Origin of the sequence: Pseudomonas bijieensis, assembly GCF_013347965.1 — a bacterium.
Taxonomy (GTDB): domain Bacteria; phylum Pseudomonadota; class Gammaproteobacteria; order Pseudomonadales; family Pseudomonadaceae; genus Aquipseudomonas; species Aquipseudomonas bijieensis.
Genome location: NZ_CP048810.1, coordinates 2,513,296 through 2,532,578, shown reverse-complemented (window position 1 = coordinate 2,532,578; position 19,283 = coordinate 2,513,296). Strand labels below are relative to the sequence as shown.

At 59.6% G+C, this 19,283-nt stretch carries 16 protein-coding genes; 8 read left to right on the top strand and 8 right to left on the bottom strand.

Annotated elements, in window-relative coordinates; genetic code table 11:
- The first annotated feature begins 1 nt into the window (after window position 1).
- Both GN234_RS10880 and GN234_RS10875 read left to right on the top strand, forming a co-directional pair.
- A complete protein-coding gene (locus GN234_RS10880) occupies window positions 2-1,312 on the top strand; it encodes an OprO/OprP family phosphate-selective porin (protein WP_109755831.1) in 1,311 nt (436 codons plus the stop codon).
- Between the two features lie 143 nt (window positions 1,313-1,455).
- Window positions 1,456-2,580: a GNAT family N-acetyltransferase gene (locus GN234_RS10875; protein WP_163854944.1), complete on the top strand. Its 1,125-nt coding sequence runs from the start codon at window positions 1,456-1,458 to the stop codon at window positions 2,578-2,580.
- Between the two features lie 16 nt (window positions 2,581-2,596).
- Here GN234_RS10875 and aqpZ read toward each other — a convergent pair whose 3' ends face one another.
- The 5 genes from aqpZ to GN234_RS10850 form a co-directional block, all read right to left on the bottom strand.
- On the bottom strand, window positions 2,597-3,286 hold the full coding sequence (aqpZ, locus tag GN234_RS10870; RefSeq protein WP_116831707.1) for an aquaporin Z: 690 nt from the start codon (window positions 3,284-3,286) through the stop codon (window positions 2,597-2,599).
- A gap of 401 nt (window positions 3,287-3,687) precedes the next feature.
- Window positions 3,688-5,520 (bottom strand): ABC transporter ATP-binding protein, encoded by a 1,833-nt coding sequence (locus GN234_RS10865; RefSeq protein ID WP_176688456.1) that lies wholly within the window; start codon window positions 5,518-5,520, stop codon window positions 3,688-3,690.
- Between the two features lie 83 nt (window positions 5,521-5,603).
- Complete coding sequence (locus tag GN234_RS10860; protein ID WP_109755827.1) at window positions 5,604-6,167, bottom strand: peptidylprolyl isomerase; 564 nt, start codon at window positions 6,165-6,167, stop codon at window positions 5,604-5,606.
- A 4-nt stretch (window positions 6,168-6,171) separates the two neighbouring features.
- Window positions 6,172-6,975, bottom strand: a complete 804-nt coding sequence (locus GN234_RS10855; RefSeq protein WP_176688455.1) for an alpha/beta fold hydrolase — start codon at window positions 6,973-6,975, stop codon at window positions 6,172-6,174.
- A 14-nt stretch (window positions 6,976-6,989) separates the two neighbouring features.
- Complete coding sequence (locus GN234_RS10850; RefSeq protein WP_109755825.1) at window positions 6,990-7,913, bottom strand: LysR family transcriptional regulator; 924 nt, start codon at window positions 7,911-7,913, stop codon at window positions 6,990-6,992.
- A gap of 50 nt (window positions 7,914-7,963) precedes the next feature.
- Between GN234_RS10850 and GN234_RS10845 the strand changes: the two genes are divergently transcribed.
- Both GN234_RS10845 and GN234_RS10840 read left to right on the top strand, forming a co-directional pair.
- On the top strand, window positions 7,964-8,278 hold the full coding sequence (locus GN234_RS10845; protein WP_109755824.1) for a 3-phosphoglycerate kinase: 315 nt from the start codon (window positions 7,964-7,966) through the stop codon (window positions 8,276-8,278).
- Between the two features lie 150 nt (window positions 8,279-8,428).
- Entirely contained in the window at window positions 8,429-9,028 is a 600-nt protein-coding gene (locus tag GN234_RS10840) for an FMN-dependent NADH-azoreductase (protein WP_109755823.1), read from the top strand.
- A gap of 173 nt (window positions 9,029-9,201) precedes the next feature.
- Here the strand turns inward: GN234_RS10840 and GN234_RS10835 are convergent, their stop codons facing one another.
- A complete protein-coding gene (locus GN234_RS10835; protein WP_116831709.1) occupies window positions 9,202-9,903 on the bottom strand; it encodes a cyclase family protein in 702 nt (233 codons plus the stop codon).
- A gap of 162 nt (window positions 9,904-10,065) precedes the next feature.
- Between GN234_RS10835 and GN234_RS10830 the strand changes: the two genes are divergently transcribed.
- Window positions 10,066-10,932 carry a carboxylate/amino acid/amine transporter gene (locus GN234_RS10830; RefSeq protein ID WP_109755821.1) on the top strand — a complete coding sequence of 289 codons (867 nt, stop codon included), beginning with the start codon at window positions 10,066-10,068 and terminating at the stop codon, window positions 10,930-10,932.
- A gap of 117 nt (window positions 10,933-11,049) precedes the next feature.
- Here the strand turns inward: GN234_RS10830 and GN234_RS10825 are convergent, their stop codons facing one another.
- Complete coding sequence (locus tag GN234_RS10825) at window positions 11,050-12,348, bottom strand: mechanosensitive ion channel family protein (protein ID WP_109755820.1); 1,299 nt, start codon at window positions 12,346-12,348, stop codon at window positions 11,050-11,052.
- A gap of 193 nt (window positions 12,349-12,541) precedes the next feature.
- Between GN234_RS10825 and GN234_RS10820 the strand changes: the two genes are divergently transcribed.
- A complete protein-coding gene (locus tag GN234_RS10820; RefSeq protein WP_109755819.1) occupies window positions 12,542-13,888 on the top strand; it encodes a DEAD/DEAH box helicase in 1,347 nt (448 codons plus the stop codon).
- Between the two features lie 221 nt (window positions 13,889-14,109).
- Here the strand turns inward: GN234_RS10820 and GN234_RS10815 are convergent, their stop codons facing one another.
- A complete protein-coding gene (locus GN234_RS10815) occupies window positions 14,110-14,382 on the bottom strand; it encodes a hypothetical protein (RefSeq protein ID WP_109755818.1) in 273 nt (90 codons plus the stop codon).
- A 339-nt stretch (window positions 14,383-14,721) separates the two neighbouring features.
- Between GN234_RS10815 and GN234_RS10810 the strand changes: the two genes are divergently transcribed.
- Window positions 14,722-17,214 (top strand): sialidase family protein, encoded by a 2,493-nt coding sequence (locus GN234_RS10810; protein ID WP_116831711.1) that lies wholly within the window; start codon window positions 14,722-14,724, stop codon window positions 17,212-17,214.
- A gap of 335 nt (window positions 17,215-17,549) precedes the next feature.
- Window positions 17,550-19,256 (top strand): ShlB/FhaC/HecB family hemolysin secretion/activation protein, encoded by a 1,707-nt coding sequence (locus tag GN234_RS10805; RefSeq protein WP_176688454.1) that lies wholly within the window; start codon window positions 17,550-17,552, stop codon window positions 19,254-19,256.
- The last annotated feature ends 27 nt before the right edge of the window (window positions 19,257-19,283 follow it).

Here is a 19,283-nt window from a genome sequence, read left to right as displayed (position 1 = left end):
GATGATCCGTAAGCACTTCGCAGGTGTTGCCGCCAGCGCACTGGCAATGGCAGTAACCGCCCAGGCTTTCGCCGGCACCGTCACCACCGATGGCGCCGATATCGTGGTCAAGACCAAGGGCGGCCTTGAGGTCGCTACCACTGACAAAGAGTTCAGCTTCAAGCTCGGTGGTCGTGTGCAGGCTGACTACAGCCAGTTCGACGGTATCTACACCGACAACGGCAAATCGGCCGACGCCGCTTACATCCGCCGTGCGTTCCTGGAACTGTCCGGCGTGCTGTACACGGATTGGGCCTACACCATCAACTACGACATGTCCCACAACAGTGGCGACTCCGATAACGGCTACTTCGACGAAGCGTCCCTGGCCTACAACGGCTTCAAGCCGGTGTCGATCAAGGTCGGTCGCTTCGACCCCGACTTCGGCCTGGAAAAAGCCACCAGCTCCAAGTGGGTGACCGCGCCTGAGCGTAACGCTGCCTACGACCTGATCGACTGGGCCAACAGCCATCAGAACGGCCTGGGCATCCAGGCGTCCAGCACCTTCGCCGATTCGTTCTATGCTTCGGCCGGCGTGTTCAGCAAGGACACCGACGACACCGACGGCGACAGCGTCAAGCAAGTCAACGGTCGTTTCGTGTTCGCCCCGATGCACGAAGCGGGCAACGTGCTGCACTTCGGTTTGAACGTAGCCTCCCGTGACGTTTCGGACACCGCGTTCGATGCGCGTTATCGCTCCCGTCTGGGCATGCGTGGTGTTGAAACCCTGGGTGGTAACGACGCCGGTCCTAACGGCAACCGTCCGGTACTGGGCGGCGCCAACAACTCGCCAGCCGGCTCTTACGACACTGATACCGCTTTCGGCCTGGAAGCCGCGTTCGCCATGGGGCCTGCGTCGATCCAGGGTGAGTACATCTCCCGTAAGACCAAGGCTGACAGCGACGCCTTCGAAGACCTCAAAGGCCACGGCTTCTACGTCCAGGGTGCCTACACCATCACCGGTGAGTCCCGTGGTTATAAAGTCGGCAAGTTTGACGCGATCAAGCCTCAGAACAAATCCATCGGTGCCTGGGAAGTGTTCTACCGCTTCGACAGCATGACCGTCGAAGACGACAACATCACCACTGCCTCGGCGACCCGTGAAGTGGGCGATGCCGAAGCCAAGGTGCACAACCTGGGCGTGAACTGGTACGCCAACGAAGCGGTGAAAATCACCGGTGCCTACGTCAAGGCCAAGACCGACAAAGTCACCAACGCCAATGGCGATGACGATGGCGACGGCTTCGTAGTCCGTGCCCAGTACGTGTTCTGAATCGCGCTGACTTGATACACCGCTCTGACTTCATCCGTTAAAGCGCTCCTTTGAACCCCGCCCCTGGCGGGGTTTTTTTTGTGCCCGGCCGCTCAGGATCGGCGATACTCGCCCCATCCGCCGTCTGGATATCGAGGAACCGCATGCCGCTTCACGTCTTGGATAGCCTGTCCGCCATCGCCCCGCACGAGTGGGACGCGCTGGTGCCTGCCAATCAACCGTTCCTGCGCCACGCCTTCCTCGGTACCCTGGAAGACAGCGCCAGCCTGGGCCCGCAATCCGGTTGGCAACCCGAGCATTTGCTGCACATTGAAGACGGTCGTCTGCTGGCAGCCTTGCCCAGTTACCGCAAGTGGCATTCCTATGGTGAATACGTGTTCGACCACGGCTGGGCCGACGCTTGCGCCAGGGCCGGGATCGAGTATTACCCCAAGCTGCTGACGGCGGTGCCGTTCAGTCCGGTCAGTGGCCCGCGATTATTGGCGGTGCGCGCCGAAGATGGCTTGGAACTGCTGGGCAGCCTGCCGGGTTATCTGGAAATCGAAGAGCTTTCCAGCGCCCATATCAACTTCACCGATGCTTTCACCGATTCGGCGCTGGCCGGGCAGGAAGGTTGGCTGCAACGGATCGGCTGCCAGTACCACTGGCAAAATCGCGGTTACCGGGACTTCCAGGACTTTCTCGATGCGCTCAGTTCCCGCAAGCGCAAGCAGATGCGCAAGGAGCGTGAACAGGTGGCGGGGCAGGGCATCGAGTTCGAATGGCTCGAAGGTCATCAGTTGGACGAGGCGCAGTGGGATTTTGTCTACGCCTGTTACGCCAACACCTACGCGATACGACGGCAGGCGCCCTATTTGACCCGGACATTCTTCAGCCTGCTGGCCGAACGCATGCCCGAGGCCATTCGTGTGGTGCTGGCCAAGCAAGGTTCGCGGCCAGTGGCGATGGCGTTCAGCCTGGTGGGCGGCGACAGTTTCTACGGGCGCTACTGGGGCTGCCTGGCGGAGTTTGACCGTTTGCACTTCGAGACTTGTTTCTACCAGGGCATGGACTACGCGATTGCCCATGGCTTGCAGCGTTTCGATGCCGGTGCCCAGGGCGAGCACAAATTGATTCGCGGGTTCGAACCGGTGATTACCCGCTCATGGCATTACCTGCGTCATCCGGGGCTGAAAGCAGCGGTGGCGGATTTCCTCGTGCGCGAGCATGAGGGGGTGCTGGCATATGCCGAAGAAGCGAAAACAGCACTGCCTTATCGGCAGTGCTGATCCTTGAAGGCGTGACTCAGCGGCTTTCCTGGCCTAGCCAGCGGTACGAGACTCCGCCGATGACCGCGCCCAGCAGCGGCGCCACCCAAAACAGCCATAGTTGCTCGATGGCCCAACCACCGACGATCAGCGCCGGACCGGTACTGCGGGCCGGGTTGACCGAAGTGTTGGTGACCGGGATCGAGATCAGGTGAATCAGCGTCAGGGCCAGGCCGATGGCAATCGGTGCCAGCCCGACCGGCGCACGTTTATCGGTGGCGCCGAGGATGATCAGGATGAACATTGCCGTCATGACCAGCTCGGTGACAAAGCCCGCCGCCATCGAATACCCACCGGGCGAATGCTCGCCGTAACCGTTCGCTGCCAGGCCGGAAGCGGCCAGGTCAAAGCCTTCCTTGCCGCTGGCGATGAAGTAGATCAACGCGGCGGCCAGCACCCCCCCGATAACCTGGGCGATGATGTAGGCAGGCAACTCCCTGGCCGGAAACCGCCCGCCCACGTACAAGCCCAGTGAAACGGCGGGGTTCAAATGGCAACCCGAGATATGACCGATGGCGAATGCCATGGTCAATACCGTCAGGCCGAACGCCAGGGCAACGCCCAGCACGCCAATCCCGGAAGCGGCCAATACCGCGCTGCCGCAGCCGCCCAGTACCAGCCAGAACGTACCCAACAACTCAGTCGTTGAACGTTTGAGTAAAGACATAAGCATCCTTGATAAAACAGTCGTGATAATCGGTTATGCATCCAGCAGAATTACGACAGGTTCATCTCCAGAACCTGAGCTGAGTACAGCAGGGTTTATCGACAAATCCAGCGGTACAAAAAACCGCCAGAGTCAGGGACTGTGGCGGTCTTGGCCGTGGTCGGCGGGGAGTATGTCGTTGCTATGTGGGCTAAATGGATTCTGGACAGAATTTTTCAGTATTGCTGATTCAAACCGGATCCCCGTGGCGAGGGAGCTTGTTCCCGCTGGGCTGCGCAGCAGCCCCAATAAGGCTGGGTGTCCAACCTATTGATTGCGTTGGGGCGCAGATTTGGGGGGCGCTTCGCGCCCCAGCGGGAGCAAGCTCCCTCGCCACAGGGTTTGGCTGTGTCAGGTAGAGCTCAGTCGATCCCCACAAACCCACCCGTCTGATGCTGCCACAACCGTGCATACAACCCGCCATGGGCCAGCAGTTCAGCATGGCTACCCGTTTCGGCGATACGCCCATTCTCCAGCACCACCAAGCGGTCCATCCGGGCGATGGTGGAGAGGCGGTGGGCGATGGCGATCACGGTCTTGCCTTGCATCAGGGTCTCGAGACTTTCCTGGATCGCGGCCTCGACTTCCGAATCCAGTGCTGACGTCGCTTCGTCCATGATCAGGATCGGCGCGTCCTTGAGCAGCACCCGCGCGATAGCGATGCGCTGGCGCTGGCCACCGGACAATTTCACGCCGCGCTCGCCCACATGGGCATCGAAGCCGGTGCGGCCTTCGGCGTCCGACAGCAGTGGGATGAACTCGTCGGCCCGGGCCTTGCGCACGGCTTCCCAGAGTTGCGCGTCGGTGGCGTCGGGCTTGCCGTAGAGCAGGTTGTCACGAATCGAGCGATGCAGCAGCGAGGTGTCCTGGGTGATCATGCCGATGCGCTCGCGCAGGCTTTCCTGACCAACTTCGGCGATGTCCTGGCCGTCGATGAGAATACGCCCGCCCTGCACGTCGTAGAGGCGCAGCAGCAGATTGACCAAGGTGGATTTACCGGCGCCGGACGGGCCGATCAGGCCGATTTTTTCGCCAGGCCTGATGGTCAGGTTGAGGTCGCCGATCACGCCGCTTTTCTTGCCATAGTGGAAATCCACATGCTCGAAGCGTACCTCGCCCCGGCCCACGGCCAGGGGCTTGGCCTGGTCGCGGTCAGTGACGCTGACGGGCTGGGAAATGGTCTGCAGGCCGTCCTGGACCATGCCGATGTTTTCGAAAATGCCGGTGACGACCCACATGATCCAACCGGACATGTTGACGATGCGGATCACCAGGCCGGTGGCCAACGCGATAGCGCCGACGCTGATCAGCGACTGGGTCCACAACCACAGCGCCAGCGCCGTGGTGCCGACGATCAGTAGCCCGTTCATGCTGGTGATGGCCACGTCCATGCTCGTCACCACGCGGCCGGCCAGTTGGGCCTTCTCGGTCTGTTCCTCGATGGCTTCGCGGGCGTATTGCTGTTCGAAGTTGGTGTGGGCGAACAGCTTCAGGGTGGTGATGTTGGTGTAGCCATCGACAATCCGTCCCATGAGCTTGGAACGGGCGTCGGAAGACACTACAGAGCGTTCCTTGACCCGTGGCACGAAGTAATAAAGGGCGCCGATGTAACCGGCGATCCAGAGCAGCAAGGGAATCATCAGGCGCCAATCGGCTTCGGCAAACAGCACCAGGGAACTGACGGCGTAGATCAGCACATGCCACAGGGCATCCACGGCCTGGACCGCCGAGTCGCGCAGGGAGTTGCCGGTCTGCATGATGCGCTGGGCGATGCGCCCGGCAAAGTCGTTCTGGAAGAAGTTCAGGCTCTGCTTGAGCACGTAGCTGTGATTCTGCCAGCGGATCAGGCTGGTCATACTGGGGCTCAGGGTCTGGTGCACCAGCAGGTCATGCAGGGCCACGAAAATGGGGCGGAAGATCAGCGCCACCACGGCCATCCAGGCCAGTTCCAGGCCATGGATCTTGAAGAAGTCGACATTGGGCGTGCCCTGGGTCAGGTCGATGATGCGGCTCAGGTAGCTGAACAGTGCCACTTCGATCAGCGCGCCGATCAGGCCGACCACCAGCAGCACGGCGAAGCTGGGCCAGACCTGTTTCAGGTAATACGTGTAGAAGGGCAGGACGCGGTTCGGTGGGGCCGAGGTCGGGGCGTCGCGGAAGATATCGATCAGTGTTTCGAAGCGGCGATAAACCATTTGTAAATGCCCTGGCAGGGGCTCTCCTTATTGCTATGGGCGGCACGGGATCACCGCGCCGCCCAGGCTTGCCGTGTGCCTCTTCAGTCGATGCGCTTGGCCGACTTGATGATCACAGGGTCGACCGGCACGTTTTGCATGCCTTGTTTAGTGGTGGTCTGGGAGTTGACGATGATGTCCACCACATCCATGCCTTTGACCACTTTGGCGAACACCGCGTAACCGGCGTCGCGGCCCGGGTCGAGGAAGGCGTTGTCGGCGACGTTGATGAAGAACTGGCTGGTGGCCGAGTCCGGGTTGGAGGTGCGAGCCATCGACAAGGTACCGCGAACGTTGTGCAGGCCATTGCTGGCTTCGTTCTTGATCGGTGCCTTGGTGTCTTTTTGTTGCATCTGTGCGGTAAAGCCACCGCCCTGGGCCATGAAGCCTGGGATCACACGGTGGAAAATCGTGTTGGTGTAGAAACCACTGTCCACGTACTCGAGGAAGTTCTTGGTACTGATGGGGGCCTTGACCGGGTCCAGTTCGATTTCGATCTGGCCGTTGGTGGTGTCCAGCAATACATGGGGTGCCTTGGCTGGCGTGGCGGCCATCAGGTTGGCAGCAAACAGTACGGTGCCGGCGGCGAGGGCGATTTTTTTCAGCATGGGGTCAGTGATCCTGAGTGGTGGAATCGGTTGCAGTCAAAAATTCGAGCAGGGTCTGGTTGAAGCGTTCGGGTTGATCCAGCGGGGTAGCGTGCCGTGAATCGGCGATGACCGCCAGCCGTGCATCGGGCAGCAGCTTTACATAGGCTTCTTTCAGCGCCACCGGGGTGTAGTCGTGGTCGGCGCAGATGACGAGGGTTGGACAGGCGACCTGTGAAAGTCGTTCCTGAACGCCCCACCCTACGATCGCATCGAAGCTGGCGAGATAAGCACGTTTGTCGTTCTTTGCCCAGCGTCGGGCCATTTCCAGGCGTAACTCGGTTTGCTCTGGCTTGGGGAACAACTTGGCGCCCAGGGCCTTGCCGATGGTTTTCAGGCTGAGCAGACGCATCAGGCTCCAGCGCTTGAACCACTGCCAGCAGTCGTCGGGCGTGCGGACCTTGACTTCAGGGGCGCTGTTGACGATGCACAGGCTCTTGATTCGCCCGGGTTCATCCACGGCCAGTTGAAAGCAGATCATGCCGCCCATGGACCAGCCCACCAAGTGCACCGGGCCAAGGTCCAGGTGTTCGATCAGGGCGCTCAGGTCGGCGCTGAAGCCTTTGATGCTGTAGCGCTCCCGTGGTTTGTCGGAGCGACCGTGACCGCGCACATCTACTACGATCAGATGGTAATGGGCGGACAGCACCGGGATCTGCTTTTCCCAGTCCCGAGTGCTGGAGCCCAGCCCGTGGATCAGCACCAGGGGCGTGCCGTGGCCGTATTCCTCGTAGTGCAGGTTGCAACCTTCGTGTTCGAAGTAGGCCATCGGCGAAGTCCTTGTCAGGCTTGTTCAGGGGCGGCGAACGGCGCATCCAGCGGCGCGGTGTCGAAGGTGCGCAGCAATTCGATCAGGATTTGCGTGGCCGGGCCCAGGGGTTTTTCCTTGTTTGAAAAAAGATAGAAGGTCGAGTTGCGGCTGCCTCCCTGTTCCAAGGGTAGACGCTTGAGCAAGCCTTCCTTGAGTTCCCGTTCGATCATGTGCCGGGGCAACCAGGCGAATCCCAGGCCGCTGCCGACAAAGGAGGCGGCGGTGGCCAGGCTGCCCACGGTCCAGCGCTGTTCGGCGCCGAGCCAGCCGACGTCCCGGGGTTGCTGGCGGCCGGAATCGCGGATAACCACTTGCAACTGGCTTTCCAGGTCCTGGAAATTCAACTCGCGATTGAGGCGGTGCAAGGCATGCTCGGGGTGGGCCACCGCAATGAACTCCACATCGCTCAGTTCCGCGCCCAGGTAACCGGGAATGCTGAAGCCACTGATGGCCAGGTCGGCCACGCCTTCGAGCAGCACTTCTTCGACACCCGACAACACTTCTTCGCGCAGCCGCACCCGGCAGCCACGGCTTTGTGGCATGAACGCGGTCAAGGCGCGAACGAGGCGGGCGTTGGGGTAGGCCGCGTCGACCACCAGGCGCACTTCCGCTTCCCAGCCTTGCTCCATGTGGTGGGCCAGGTCTTCCAGTTGGCTGGCCTGTTTCACCAGTTGCCGCGAGCGGCGCAGCAGCACGCCGCCGGCTTCGGTCAACACGGCCTTGCGCCCATCGATGCGCAGCAGCGGTACACCGAGCTGATCCTGCATGCGGGCCACGGTGTAGCTCACTGATGACTGGGAGCGATGCAGCACTTCGGCGGCCTGGGCGAAACCGCCATGGTCGACCACGGCCTGCAGGGTGCGCCATTGATCAAGGGTCACGCGGGGCGCTTTCATAATGAGCTCCTCTTGTCCTAAGCTGGCGGTCCCTTGGTGGAGACTGCCGAATGAAAAAAATCTGTTGTGCGGTGCTGGCCTTGCTGCCGCTGACTGCGTTTGCCTACCCGATCGATGTGGAAAAACACCTCAACGGCCTGAGCATCGACTACAACGCCTATGACACCGATGCCGACATCGGCTCTATCCAGGTGAACAACTACGGCAACGTCGACGCGGCCTGTACCGTGGTCTTCAACAATGGCCCCGAGGCGCCTCGTACCCGCAAGATCGAAGTCGCCGCCGGCAAGTTCAAGAACGCCACGGCCAAGTTCAACCGCAACATCATCAAGTTGCGCATCAAGCTGACCTGCCAGCCGAAATAACCCGGCAGCGGGGCAAGCGACATGGCTTGCTCCGCTTATAAACGAAATTATCGATGCTTTACAGCAGTTATTTGCGCTTTTTCATCGATAAGCTCGCGTTTAACCTTCACTCCATCGACTGACAACATTCTCAGATGGAGCCTACAAGCCATGTCCCGCGTTCTGATCATCGAAAGCAGTGCCCGCCAGCAAGACTCGGTTTCCCGTCAACTGACCCAGACCTTCATCAGCCAGTGGAAAGCTGCACACCCGGCCGACGAAATCAGCGTTCGCGACCTGGCCATCAATCCGGTGCCGCACCTGGATGCCAATCTGCTGGGTGGCTGGATGAAGCCTGTCGAGCAGCGCAACGAGGTTGAAAATGCCTCGCTGGAGCGCTCCAACCAACTGACCGATGAGCTGCTGGCCGCCGACGTACTGGTGATGGCTGCGCCGATGTACAACTTCGCCATCCCCAGCACTTTGAAAGCCTGGCTCGACCATGTACTGCGTGCCGGCGTGACGTTCAAATACACTCCAACCGGTCCCCAAGGCCTGCTGGCCGACAAGCGCGCCTTCGTGCTGACTGCCCGTGGCGGCATTCATGCCGGTGGCAGCACTGACCACCAGGAACCCTACCTGCGTCAGGTCATGGGCTTCATCGGGATCCACGACGTGACCTTCATCCATGCCGAGGGCATGAACCTGGGCGGCGACTTCCAGGAGAAGGGCCTGAATCAGGCCAACGCCAAACTGTCCCAGGTCGCCTGATCCGTTAATCCTCGGGTAATCGCCAGGTGGTCTAGTGTCCTGGCGCTTCCCTTCAAACCGTTTTGCGCATCGAACCTCCCTTTGCACTTATTGCTCCTGAGTGCATCAGCCCGATTGAACGCGTTAGCGAGATCGGGCTTTTTTTTGCCTCGATGATCTGCGCCTGACTGGGCTCAGGGTACAAACGCCATGACGGAAACAGGAGAGCCCGAACCCTTTTTCAGTCGAAGCACACCAATCACCAGCGTCGTGCCTTTCGCGGGCAACTGATCGAGATTGGTCAGGCATTCCAGGACGATGCCCTCATTTGCCAGGATCTGGCTGTTGGTGGCGTAAACCGTGTCCTGGCCCGGATCGGCGCCATGGGTATCGATACCAACGCCAGCTATACGGCGTTGCTCAAGCAGAAATGTGGTGGTTGCGGCACCTATGCCGGGAAAGTGCGGGCCCTTGTCATCCGCATTGATAAAACGCCTGGGGTCGTCCCACAGGGTCTGCCACCCCGTGTAAAAAAGCACGACGCTGCCCTGATCGATGCGTCCGTGAGCCTGTTCCCATTTTTCGATGTCTTGGATGCCGATCACGTAATCTGGATTGTCCCGCGCCTGGATGCGTAGATCGATCACGACGGCCGGCCGGACCAGGGACGCCGGCTCATAGGCATCAATCCCGATGGCATTGGGGTGAAAGCTGTTCGGCGCGTTCATATGGGTTGCACTGTGCTCGCCCATGGCGAAACGGCGCAGGTAATACCCGTCCTTTTCCGGTGATGCCACCTCATCGAACGTCACCGGAGGATCGCCAGGCCAGAGCGGAATGTCCGGGCTGATGATGTGGCTGAGGTCGATGACTTTTCGAAACTCAATACGTTGCATGGAGGGGCTTCCTTATCCTTGGCGAAACTTTGAGCGATGCTGAGCGGACAGTACTGCGCTCAGCCTTCCTGTGCATACCCGTGACCCGAAACTAGCGGCCCATCACGCTCGCGCCCATCCCTCAAAACCGCTATCTTCGCCGCCATTCGAAACGAGGGGCTTATGGGCTATCTACTTTTTGTGACGCTGATCCAGGCGTTTTCCTTCAGCTTGATCGGTGAGTACCTGGCCGGACATGTGGACAGTTATTTCGCGGTGTTGGTGCGGGTGCTGCTGGCCGGGCTGGTGTTCATTCCGCTGACGCGCTGGCGCCAGGTGGAGCCATCGTTCATGCGCGGCATGCTGTTGATCGGTGCCTTGCAGTTCGGCGTGACCTACGTATGCCTGTACTTGAGCTTCCGGGTCTTGACGGTGCCCGAGGTGCTGCTGTTCACCATCCTTACGCCTTTGCACGTGACCTTGATCGAAGACGCGTTGAACCGTCGCTTCAATCCCTGGGCGCTGATCGCGGCGCTGGTGGCCGTGGCCGGCGCGGCGGTGATTCGCTACGACCGGATCAACCCGGATTTCTTCATGGGCTTTTTGCTGCTGCAACTGGCCAACTTCACCTATGCGGCCGGACAGGTGCTGTACAAGCACCTGGTGGCCCGTCACCCGAGCGACCTGCCGCATTACCGACGTTTCGGTTATTTCTATCTTGGTGCACTGATGGTGGCGTTGCCGGCTTTCCTGCTGTTCGGCAAGGCGGATTTCTGGCCCGAAGCGCCGCTGCAATGGGGCGTGCTGGTGTTCCTCGGCCTGGTCTCCACCGCGCTGGGGCTGTACTGGTGGAACAAAGGCGCGTGCCTGGTCAACGGCGGGACGCTGGCGGTGATGAACAACCTGCACGTGCCGGTAGGGCTGCTGGTGAACCTGCTGATCTGGAACCAGCACGAGGAACTTGGGCGATTGCTGCTGGGTGGGTCGGTGATACTGGTGGCGGTGTGGATCAGTCGGTTGGGCGTGCGCCAACCGCTAGTCACACGCTGACTCTCTGTGGGAGCGAGCCTGCTCGCGAAGGCGTCATATCAGTCGGTATATCTGTTGTCTGGCACTCCGCTTTCGCGAGCAGGCTCGCTCCCACAAGGGATCTTGGATGGTTGAGGGTCAGACCACCTGCTTCTGCGGCTCCGGCAGATGGCTCGCCCCCAGCACCGCCGGCAGCAGCCCGGAGCGCAGGTCCATGCCGCTAGGCTGCTGGTACAGGTTCAACCCGAACTCCGGCATCACCGCCAGCAGGTAATCGAAAATATCCCCCTGGATGCGCTCGTAGTCGGTCCACGCAGTGGTGCGGGTGAAGCAGTAGATTTCCAGCGGGATGCCTTGGGCGGTGGTCTGCATCTGCCGGACCATGCAAGTCATGTTCGGCTGGATTTCCGGGTGGCTCTTCAAATACGCCAGGGCATAGGCGCGGAAGGTGCCCAGGTTGGTCATTCGCCGACGGTTGGCCGACATCGCCGCGACGTTGCCCTGGGCCTCGTTCCAGGCCTTGAGTTCGGCTTGCTTGCGGCCGATGTAGTCGGTCAGCAGGCGAACCTGGGTCAGGCGCTGCTCTTCCTCGTCGTGCAGGAAACGCACGCCGCTGGCATCGATGAACAGACTGCGCTTGATCCGCCGTCCACCGGATTGCTGCATGCCGCGCCAGTTCTTGAACGATTCGGACATCAGGCGCCAGGTCGGGATCGAGACAATGGTCTTGTCGAAATTCTGCACCTTGACCGTGTGCAGCGTGATGTCCACCACGTCACCGTCGGCGCCGACCTGAGGCATCTCGATCCAGTCGCCGACCCGCAGCATGTCGTTGCTGGTCAACTGCACACTGGCGACGAACGACAGCAAGGTGTCCTTGTAGACCAACAGGATCACCGCCGACATCGCACCCAGGCCCGACAGCAACAACAGTGGCGAACGGTCGATCAGGGTGGCGACGATGATGATCGCCCCAAACACATACAGCACCATCTTCGTCAGTTGCACGTAGCCTTTGATCGAACGGGTACGCGCATGTTCGGTGCGTGCGTATACATCCAGCATGGCGCTGAGCAGGGCACTGAGGCTCAGCACCATGAACAAGATGGTGAAAGCCAGGGCGACATTGCCGAGGAAAATCATGCTGGTCTTGCTCAGTTCCGGCACCAGGTGCAGGCCGAACTGGATGATCAGTGACGGCGTCATCTGCGCCAGGCGATGGAACACTTTGTTCTGGCGCAGGTCGTTGACCCAGTTCAGGGCCGGTTGGCGCCCCAGCAACTTGGCGGCATGCAAAATCAGGTAGCGCGCCACGCGCCCAAGCACCAGGGCGATGACCAGCAGCAACACCAGGGCGAGGCTGGAATGCAGGAGCGGGTGCTGGTCAAGGGCACCCCAGAGGTCTTGGATGTTGACCCAGAGTTGTTTGATGTCCATGGACGAAACGGTTCTTCTATAAAGATGCGACGTGGCGATTAGAGCATTTAAGCCTGCTCAAGTGACCGTTGATGCAATAACGGCTGATAAAAATGCACTGATTTACCGCCGTTTGTATAAAGAAACTCGGCCTTCGCGCTCGAAACCGTTACCCTATGCAGCTGTTTTTTTGCATTTCTTCGAGGTAGCACCCGTGTTTTCCCAATTCGCCCTGCACGAACGCCTGCTCAAAGCCGTGGCCGAGCTTAAATTTGTCGAGCCAACGCCGGTGCAGGCAGCGGCCATTCCGCTCGCGCTCCAGGGGCGTGACCTGCGGGTGACGGCGCAGACCGGCAGCGGCAAGACCGCCGCGTTCGTGCTGCCGATCCTCAACCGCCTGATCGGCCCGGCCAAGGTCCGCGTCAGCATCAAGACCCTGATCCTGTTGCCGACCCGTGAACTGGCCCAGCAGACCTTGAAGGAAGTGGAGCGTTTCTCGCAGTTCACCTTCATCAAGTCCGGCCTGATCACCGGCGGCGAAGACTTCAAGGTCCAGGCCGCCATGCTGCGCAAGGTGCCGGACATCCTGATCGGCACCCCAGGGCGGATGATCGAGCAGTTGAACGCCGGCAACCTCGACCTCAAGGAAGTCGAAGTACTGGTGCTGGACGAAGCCGACCGTATGCTCGACATGGGCTTTGCCGAAGACGTGCAGCGCCTGGTGGACGAATGCGTCAACCGCCAGCAGACCATGTTGTTCTCCGCCACCACCGGCGGTTCGGGCCTGCGCGAGATGATCGCCAAGGTGCTGAACAACCCCGAGCACTTGCAGCTCAACGCGGTCAGCCAACTGAACTCCACCACCCGCCAGCAGATCATTACCGCCGACCACAACCAGCACAAAGAGCAGATCGTGAACTGGTTGCTGGCCAACGAGACCTACGAAAAAGCCATCGTGTTCACCAACACCCGGGCCATGGCCGACCGTATCTATGGCCGCCTGGTGGCCCAGGAATACAAGGCGTTCGTCCTGCACGGCGAGAAAGACCAGAAGGACCGCAAGCTGGCCATCGACCGTCTCAAACAGGGCGGGGTGAAAATCCTCGTCGCCACCGACGTCGCCGCCCGCGGCCTGGACGTGGAAGGCCTGGACATGGTCATCAACTTCGACATGCCCCGCAGCGGCGACGAGTACGTGCACCGCATCGGTCGTACCGGTCGTGCCGGTAACGATGGCCTGGCGATCTCGCTGATCTGCCACGGCGACTGGAACCTGATGTCGAGCATCGAGCGCTACCTCAAGCAGAGCTTCGAGCGCCGCACCATCAAGGAAGTCAAAGGCACCTACGGCGGACCGAAGAAGGTCAAGGCCTCGGGCAAGGCTGTTGGCGTGAAGAAGAAAAAGGTCGACGCCAAGGGCGACAAGAAGAAAACCGGCGCCAAGGCCCCGACCAAGCGCAAGACCGCCAACCGCCCGAAGAGCGACGCTCCATCGCTGGTCAGCAAGGACGGCATGGCCCCGCTCAAGCGCCGCAAACCAGAGGCACCGGCGGCTGAGTGAGTCGGCGTTAGTGCTTGATAAAAAACCGGACGTTGAGTCCGGTTTTTTTATGGGTAACTGAATCTGACGCAAAACCCCGTGGCGAGGCAGATTTGTGGGAGCAAAGCTTGCTCTCGACACAGACGCCTCGATTTCTGAAAGACCGCATCGCCTTCATCGCGGGCAAGCCTTGCTCCCACAAATCCCCTCGCCACCAAAGCGGGTTGTGCGGCTTTGGCTGATCACCCAGCCTTCTTCTCTGCGTTCTTCAACTCTTCCAGACGCTTATCGATCAACTGGCACTTGTCCGGCAAATCCTTGCTGGCGGTTTTCAGGTCCATGTTCTGCAACTCGTCGTTGATCTCCTTGGCCTTGGCCGGGTTCTGCTCGGTGAGTTTGCTCACTTCCTGGGCCAGTTGCTCTCGCTTGGCGGTGGCTTCCTCGGGGGTGCAGGCCCAGGCGGGCAGGGCGCAGGTAAGGGTGGCGGCCAAGGTGAGTTTCAAGAGGGTTTTCATGGCAGGGCCTCATATTCCTTGTTGGGCAGGTAATGGGTTGAGGCCCGGGTTGGCTGGAAAGTTCATCTTGAGTCGCCACCGCTTGAGGTCTTTTTTGGCGTTCTCCTAGCCGATATTAAACAGTCGACTACCATGGAGGATGCGCCTGCCGCACATCCGCTGCAAAACACGGAGCGTGCCTGCAGTCGATGCCTTCCACCCCATGCGTATCCCCGAATAACAACGGAGGTGAGTTGAACCTGGACACTTCGCTGTCGGTATCGATCACGCTTTAGCAATGGAATAATTACCCAGGCACACGTATGGCCTGGAGTAGCCACTCACTCAAGGAATGAATCTATGAGCGTTAAAGCAATACTCAGTCGGCTGATGTTGTGCTTGTGTGGTTTATTTATTATCTCCTCGGCCTATGCGGAGAGTGTGATTGTTGCGACGCCGCAACAAGGCGTGGGGATCGAAGTCAATGTATTTGATAATCCAGATGCCTCAAGTGGCAAACCCTCTTCAACGAGCGTGGTGCGCTACAGTTCATCGTACTTTGTCCCCGTGGTGCAGTCGTTCAAGGGCAAGGTCTACATGTTCTGGGCCAGCAACAATGATCAAAAAAATATCTATTTTTCCTCTTCAGCAGAGGGGAAGGTCTGGTCCGCGCCGAAGCCCATCCCGGTCGATAACATCTACAGTGGCGTCTCCGCCACCGTCTTCAAGCAAAAACTGGTACTGACCTTTGCCGACGCCCCGCGCCAACAGTTAAAGAGCATCAGTTCCGACGACGGCATCAATTGGTCACCTGTTGATTCGATCAATACTCGCCATACCGCCCTGAATAACAAAGCCGTCGTGTACAACGGCCAGTTGTTCGTTTTGTATAACGAAAACGGCGGCAAGGCTGTTTACTACGTGACCTACGATGGCCTTAAGTGGAGTCCGGAAAAAACAGCGTTTCAGGAAACCGCCGACACGATCTTGAACCTGGTACCCGTGGTCTATAACGGTGACTTGAGGGTCTATTACACTTTTTTTAACGGCGGCCTGTTCGAACGCACTTATGACCGGGGTGGTAACTGGGGTGCGAAGCAGGGGCTGACCGGTATACCTGAAAAGGGCTTCCTCAACAGCGCTGCGATGGTCAATGAGCGCCTGTTCATCAGCAGTGGCGCCACTACTTTTTATTCAACCGATGGCCTCAAATGGGCGCCCTATTTCGCTTTTTCCGGGCGTTCTGCCTATCCCTCGGGATTGGGCGTTTCCTATGGCATTACCGAAAACGATCTAACCGTACGCAACCCGCAACTACCGTCGGACCTGGCCACAGGCCTCAGCCATACCGACTATGCCACTTTCGCCTGGCGGAGCTTTTTCGCACTGAACAATACGGCCAAGGCGCCGTTGCCGGCCAACCGTGGCGTCGGCAACCCTGCCAGCAGCTTTGCAGATTCGGGCAAGGTGCCACAATCTCCAAGCCCCTTGTTGTGGCAAACCTTCGCCCACCGCACCGAGTTGTTTCCAGCGGGACCAGAAAAAAACACTGCAGGTGGTCCGACGCGTCCGTTTGGTTCTGACCCGCAATACAGCTATATCAAATTCCCCAACGGTATTCGTTTGGCGCCAGGCGCTACCTTTAATCATTACAACAATCTGGACGAAGCGACCCAAATCGGTCAGAACGCCATATTTTTCCCGGTTAATCCTCCAAATGTGGCGAAGACAACAGACGCAAGGGGTGACTATGCCCCTTCACATGACAGTCAGATCCTGTTCGAGGCCAAGGCGAACCCCGTTGTCTACGAGTATGCGAAAGGCCTGAGCAGCTTCCCGGATAATATTGTGCTGCCCGACGGCGCGGTGGAGGTCAAGGCGACATGGCGCAAGCTGGCAGACATCCCGGCACAGAATCGCGCGCGCTACCATACGGCGACGGTGGTGACCTATAAGGGCCTCGACAGTGACCCGGTGGCGCAGAACGAAGACTATGCGCTGGTAGCCTTGCACATCATCCATAAGACGCCCAACTACCCGACCTTCATCTTTGCCACGTTCGAGCACGAAGATGCCTTGACGCTGGCCGACGGTAAATCGCCGACCGGACTCTACTACATCGCCAACTACAACAAGATCGATTACCCCGGCCTCGATTCAGCCAGGCCGCCGAGCGCCACCTTCTCTGACGGCAACAAGACCTATACGGTTTCCCTGCCCAAGGAGGGTGCTGTCGCAAACGCGTCCCTTAATCCGCCGGTCTACTCCGGCAGCAACGGGATCCCCGAAGGGCAGGCCGGCCCGATCCGGGTCGTGCAACCGCTCACCATGCATTCCGAAGTCAAGGCGGTGAACAACCAAGTCAAGCAACTGATGGACGGCAGCAGCGAATTCAACAATTCGGTCTGGAAGCACTATCAGCTCAAAGGGGTGCAGGCCATCCCGTCGAGCACTCAAACCGACCCGGATTATTACCTGGCCAATATCATGGTCGAAAGCAGTCAGCCGGGAATCCAGCTGTTTCGCGGGAGCAACGTATTCCCCATCCCGAATAACAACACCTTAACCAATGCCCGCAACCAACCGAACATCAAAGTGCCGGATTACGACCACAGCACTCAAAGTCTGACCATGGGCGGCTGCATGGGCTGTCACGGCATCGCCCAGAGCTCGCTGAAACAAGGTTTCAGCTTCCTGTTCGATGCGATCAATCCCACGCTCGGCAACGGGATCACCGGTTTCGCGAACCCGGAAACCGTAGGTTTACCTGATCCGCGCACCATGAAGGCACGGGCCCTGAAATACTCTTTCGGTCCTCAGAATACGGAGGCAGTCGAGGAGGCCAACAAGTAGTCGTAAACCTCTGCTAAGCAGGAAAACCCCGCTTTCTGAGGCGGGCGCCATAGCCCTTTCGATAAAAAACCGGACCTTGAGTCCGGTTTTTTTATGGGATGGACGAGGGCTACAGCTGAAGCGCGAAACCGTGGACGAGTGCTGCTGGTACGTTTTGTAGGAGGTTTACAGATATGCCTCGGGACCTTTCGTACCTCCGTACCGGAGCGATCTGATTTCAGACGAATGGTTCCAGCAATAGCCTCAAAGCCAAATCCATTTAGTTGACGTCAAAATGATGGCTCATTAATATCGCGCCACTATTTTGATGTCACTTTCTGCTCGAGGGATCGAACATGTCCTCACCCGCCTTTTGGGCGAGGTTGTGCGTGGCTTTGCTGTGCCTTTCTCCACTCACCCAGGCTCACGCCGCCCCCACGCCTGGTGACACGGACCTGATCCGCGAGCGCCAGAACCGTTTGCTCGAAGAGCAGCGCCGTCGCCTGGAGGAACTCAAGGACCTGCCCGGCAAGGAGGCGAAGCCGACCCAGCCGAGCGCACCTGTCGATACCCGTTGCTTCCCCATCAAGACCATCGAGCTCAAGGGTGCCGACAGCCTTTCCGCCAGCGAGCGCGAGGAACTGCTCAAGCCCTACATCGGCCAATGCCTGGGCGTGCCGCAGCTTAACGAACTGCTCAAAGTCATCACCGACCACTACATCGAAAAGGGCCTGGTCACCAGCCGCGCCTATCTGCCACAGCAGGACCTGTCCGGCGGGCATTTGAGCGTGCTGGTGGTGGAAGGGCGGCTCGAAGGTTTGAAGGGCGCCGAGAATAGCCAGCTATCGGACCGAGAGTTGGCAATGGCATTTCCCGGCGCGACCGGCGATCTGGTCAACCTGCGGGAGATTGAGCAGATGGTGGACCAGCTCAACCGCCTGCCATCGAATCAGGCCAAGATGGAGCTGACCCCCGGGCAGAATGTCGGCGGCAGTGAAGTCCATGTGACTAATGATCCACAAAAGCCCTGGCGTGTTGGACTGTCGCGCAGCAACGACGGCCAGCGCAGCACGGGCGAGCAGCAGTGGGGCAGCAGTTTCGAGTGGGACAGCCCGCTGGGCCTGGCCGACCAGTTGATGCTGCGCGGCGGCCACGATGGGATGACCGATCACCAGCACACTTCGCGCAACGCCATGCTTTATTACAACCTGCCGTTTGGCTGGTGGAACGTCAGTTACACCTACAGCCAGAGCGAGTACCGCTCGCAGATCCCTGCCAACGGTTTCAACTTCAAGCAGACCGGCGACAGCCAGAACCATCAGTTGCGGGTCGAGCGGGTGATCCATCGCGACGCCCTGAGCAAGACCTCTCTCAACACCGGCCTGGCTTACCTGCGCACCAACAACTTCATCGAAGACAGCAAGCTGGCGGTGAGCAGTAACCGTCTCAGCGAAGCGCAGTTCGGCATCAACCATGGCCGGCGCATCGGCAGCGCCTTCGTCAACCTTGACCTGGGCATGCAGCAAGGCATCGGTGTCTTCGATGCCCAGAGTGACAACGATCCGGGGCCCGGCCAGGCCGATGCCCGTTACCGCAAATACACCGCCACCCTCAGCTATCTGCAACCGTTCCAGGTGTGGGGCGAATCGTTCAGCTTCAGCAGCCTGATGACTGGCCAACGCAGCGAGGACGTGTTGTTCAGTCCGCAGCGCATGAGCCTGGGCGGGCAGTCGTCGATTCGCGGCTACAAGGACCAATCCCTGTCCGGCGACAGCGGTGGCTACTGGCGCAACGACCTGCGTTGGAGCCGCCCGGTGACGCTGGAATGGCTGCGCCCGGTGTTTGGCGAATACGGCACCAGCCTCGGTTATGACCAGGGCGTGATTCGTGGTGATCGCTACAACGGCGACCAGCACGGGCGCATGTCGAGCAACTCGCTGGAGCTGTTCGCCCGCGGTGAGCACCTGAACACCAGCGTCACCTTTGCCCATTCCCTGGAACGTCCGGACGCCCTGACCGAGCGCGAAGCGCCGATCTACTTCCGCGTGGATGTACTCCTTTAAACAAATTCTGCTGCAACGAGACCTGAA

Excerpts from the sequence above, each read along its gene's own strand:
- GN234_RS10880 (WP_109755831.1), top strand. The coding sequence starts at position 2 with ATGATCCGTAAGCACTTCGCAGGTGTTGCCGCCAGCGCACTGGCAATG.
- GN234_RS10875 (WP_163854944.1), top strand. The coding sequence starts at position 1,456 with ATGCCGCTTCACGTCTTGGATAGCCTGTCCGCCATCGCCCCGCACGAG.
- aqpZ (WP_116831707.1), bottom strand. The coding sequence starts at position 3,286 with ATGTCTTTACTCAAACGTTCAACGACTGAGTTGTTGGGTACGTTCTGG.
- GN234_RS10865 (WP_176688456.1), bottom strand. The coding sequence starts at position 5,520 with ATGGTTTATCGCCGCTTCGAAACACTGATCGATATCTTCCGCGACGCC.
- GN234_RS10860 (WP_109755827.1), bottom strand. The coding sequence starts at position 6,167 with ATGCTGAAAAAAATCGCCCTCGCCGCCGGCACCGTACTGTTTGCTGCC.
- GN234_RS10855 (WP_176688455.1), bottom strand. The coding sequence starts at position 6,975 with ATGGCCTACTTCGAACACGAAGGTTGCAACCTGCACTACGAGGAATAC.
- GN234_RS10850 (WP_109755825.1), bottom strand. The coding sequence starts at position 7,913 with ATGAAAGCGCCCCGCGTGACCCTTGATCAATGGCGCACCCTGCAGGCC.
- GN234_RS10845 (WP_109755824.1), top strand. The coding sequence starts at position 7,964 with ATGAAAAAAATCTGTTGTGCGGTGCTGGCCTTGCTGCCGCTGACTGCG.
- GN234_RS10840 (WP_109755823.1), top strand. The coding sequence starts at position 8,429 with ATGTCCCGCGTTCTGATCATCGAAAGCAGTGCCCGCCAGCAAGACTCG.
- GN234_RS10835 (WP_116831709.1), bottom strand. The coding sequence starts at position 9,903 with ATGCAACGTATTGAGTTTCGAAAAGTCATCGACCTCAGCCACATCATC.
- GN234_RS10830 (WP_109755821.1), top strand. The coding sequence starts at position 10,066 with ATGGGCTATCTACTTTTTGTGACGCTGATCCAGGCGTTTTCCTTCAGC.
- GN234_RS10825 (WP_109755820.1), bottom strand. The coding sequence starts at position 12,348 with ATGGACATCAAACAACTCTGGGTCAACATCCAAGACCTCTGGGGTGCC.
- GN234_RS10815 (WP_109755818.1), bottom strand. The coding sequence starts at position 14,382 with ATGAAAACCCTCTTGAAACTCACCTTGGCCGCCACCCTTACCTGCGCC.
- GN234_RS10810 (WP_116831711.1), top strand. The coding sequence starts at position 14,722 with ATGAGCGTTAAAGCAATACTCAGTCGGCTGATGTTGTGCTTGTGTGGT.
- GN234_RS10805 (WP_176688454.1), top strand. The coding sequence starts at position 17,550 with ATGTCCTCACCCGCCTTTTGGGCGAGGTTGTGCGTGGCTTTGCTGTGC.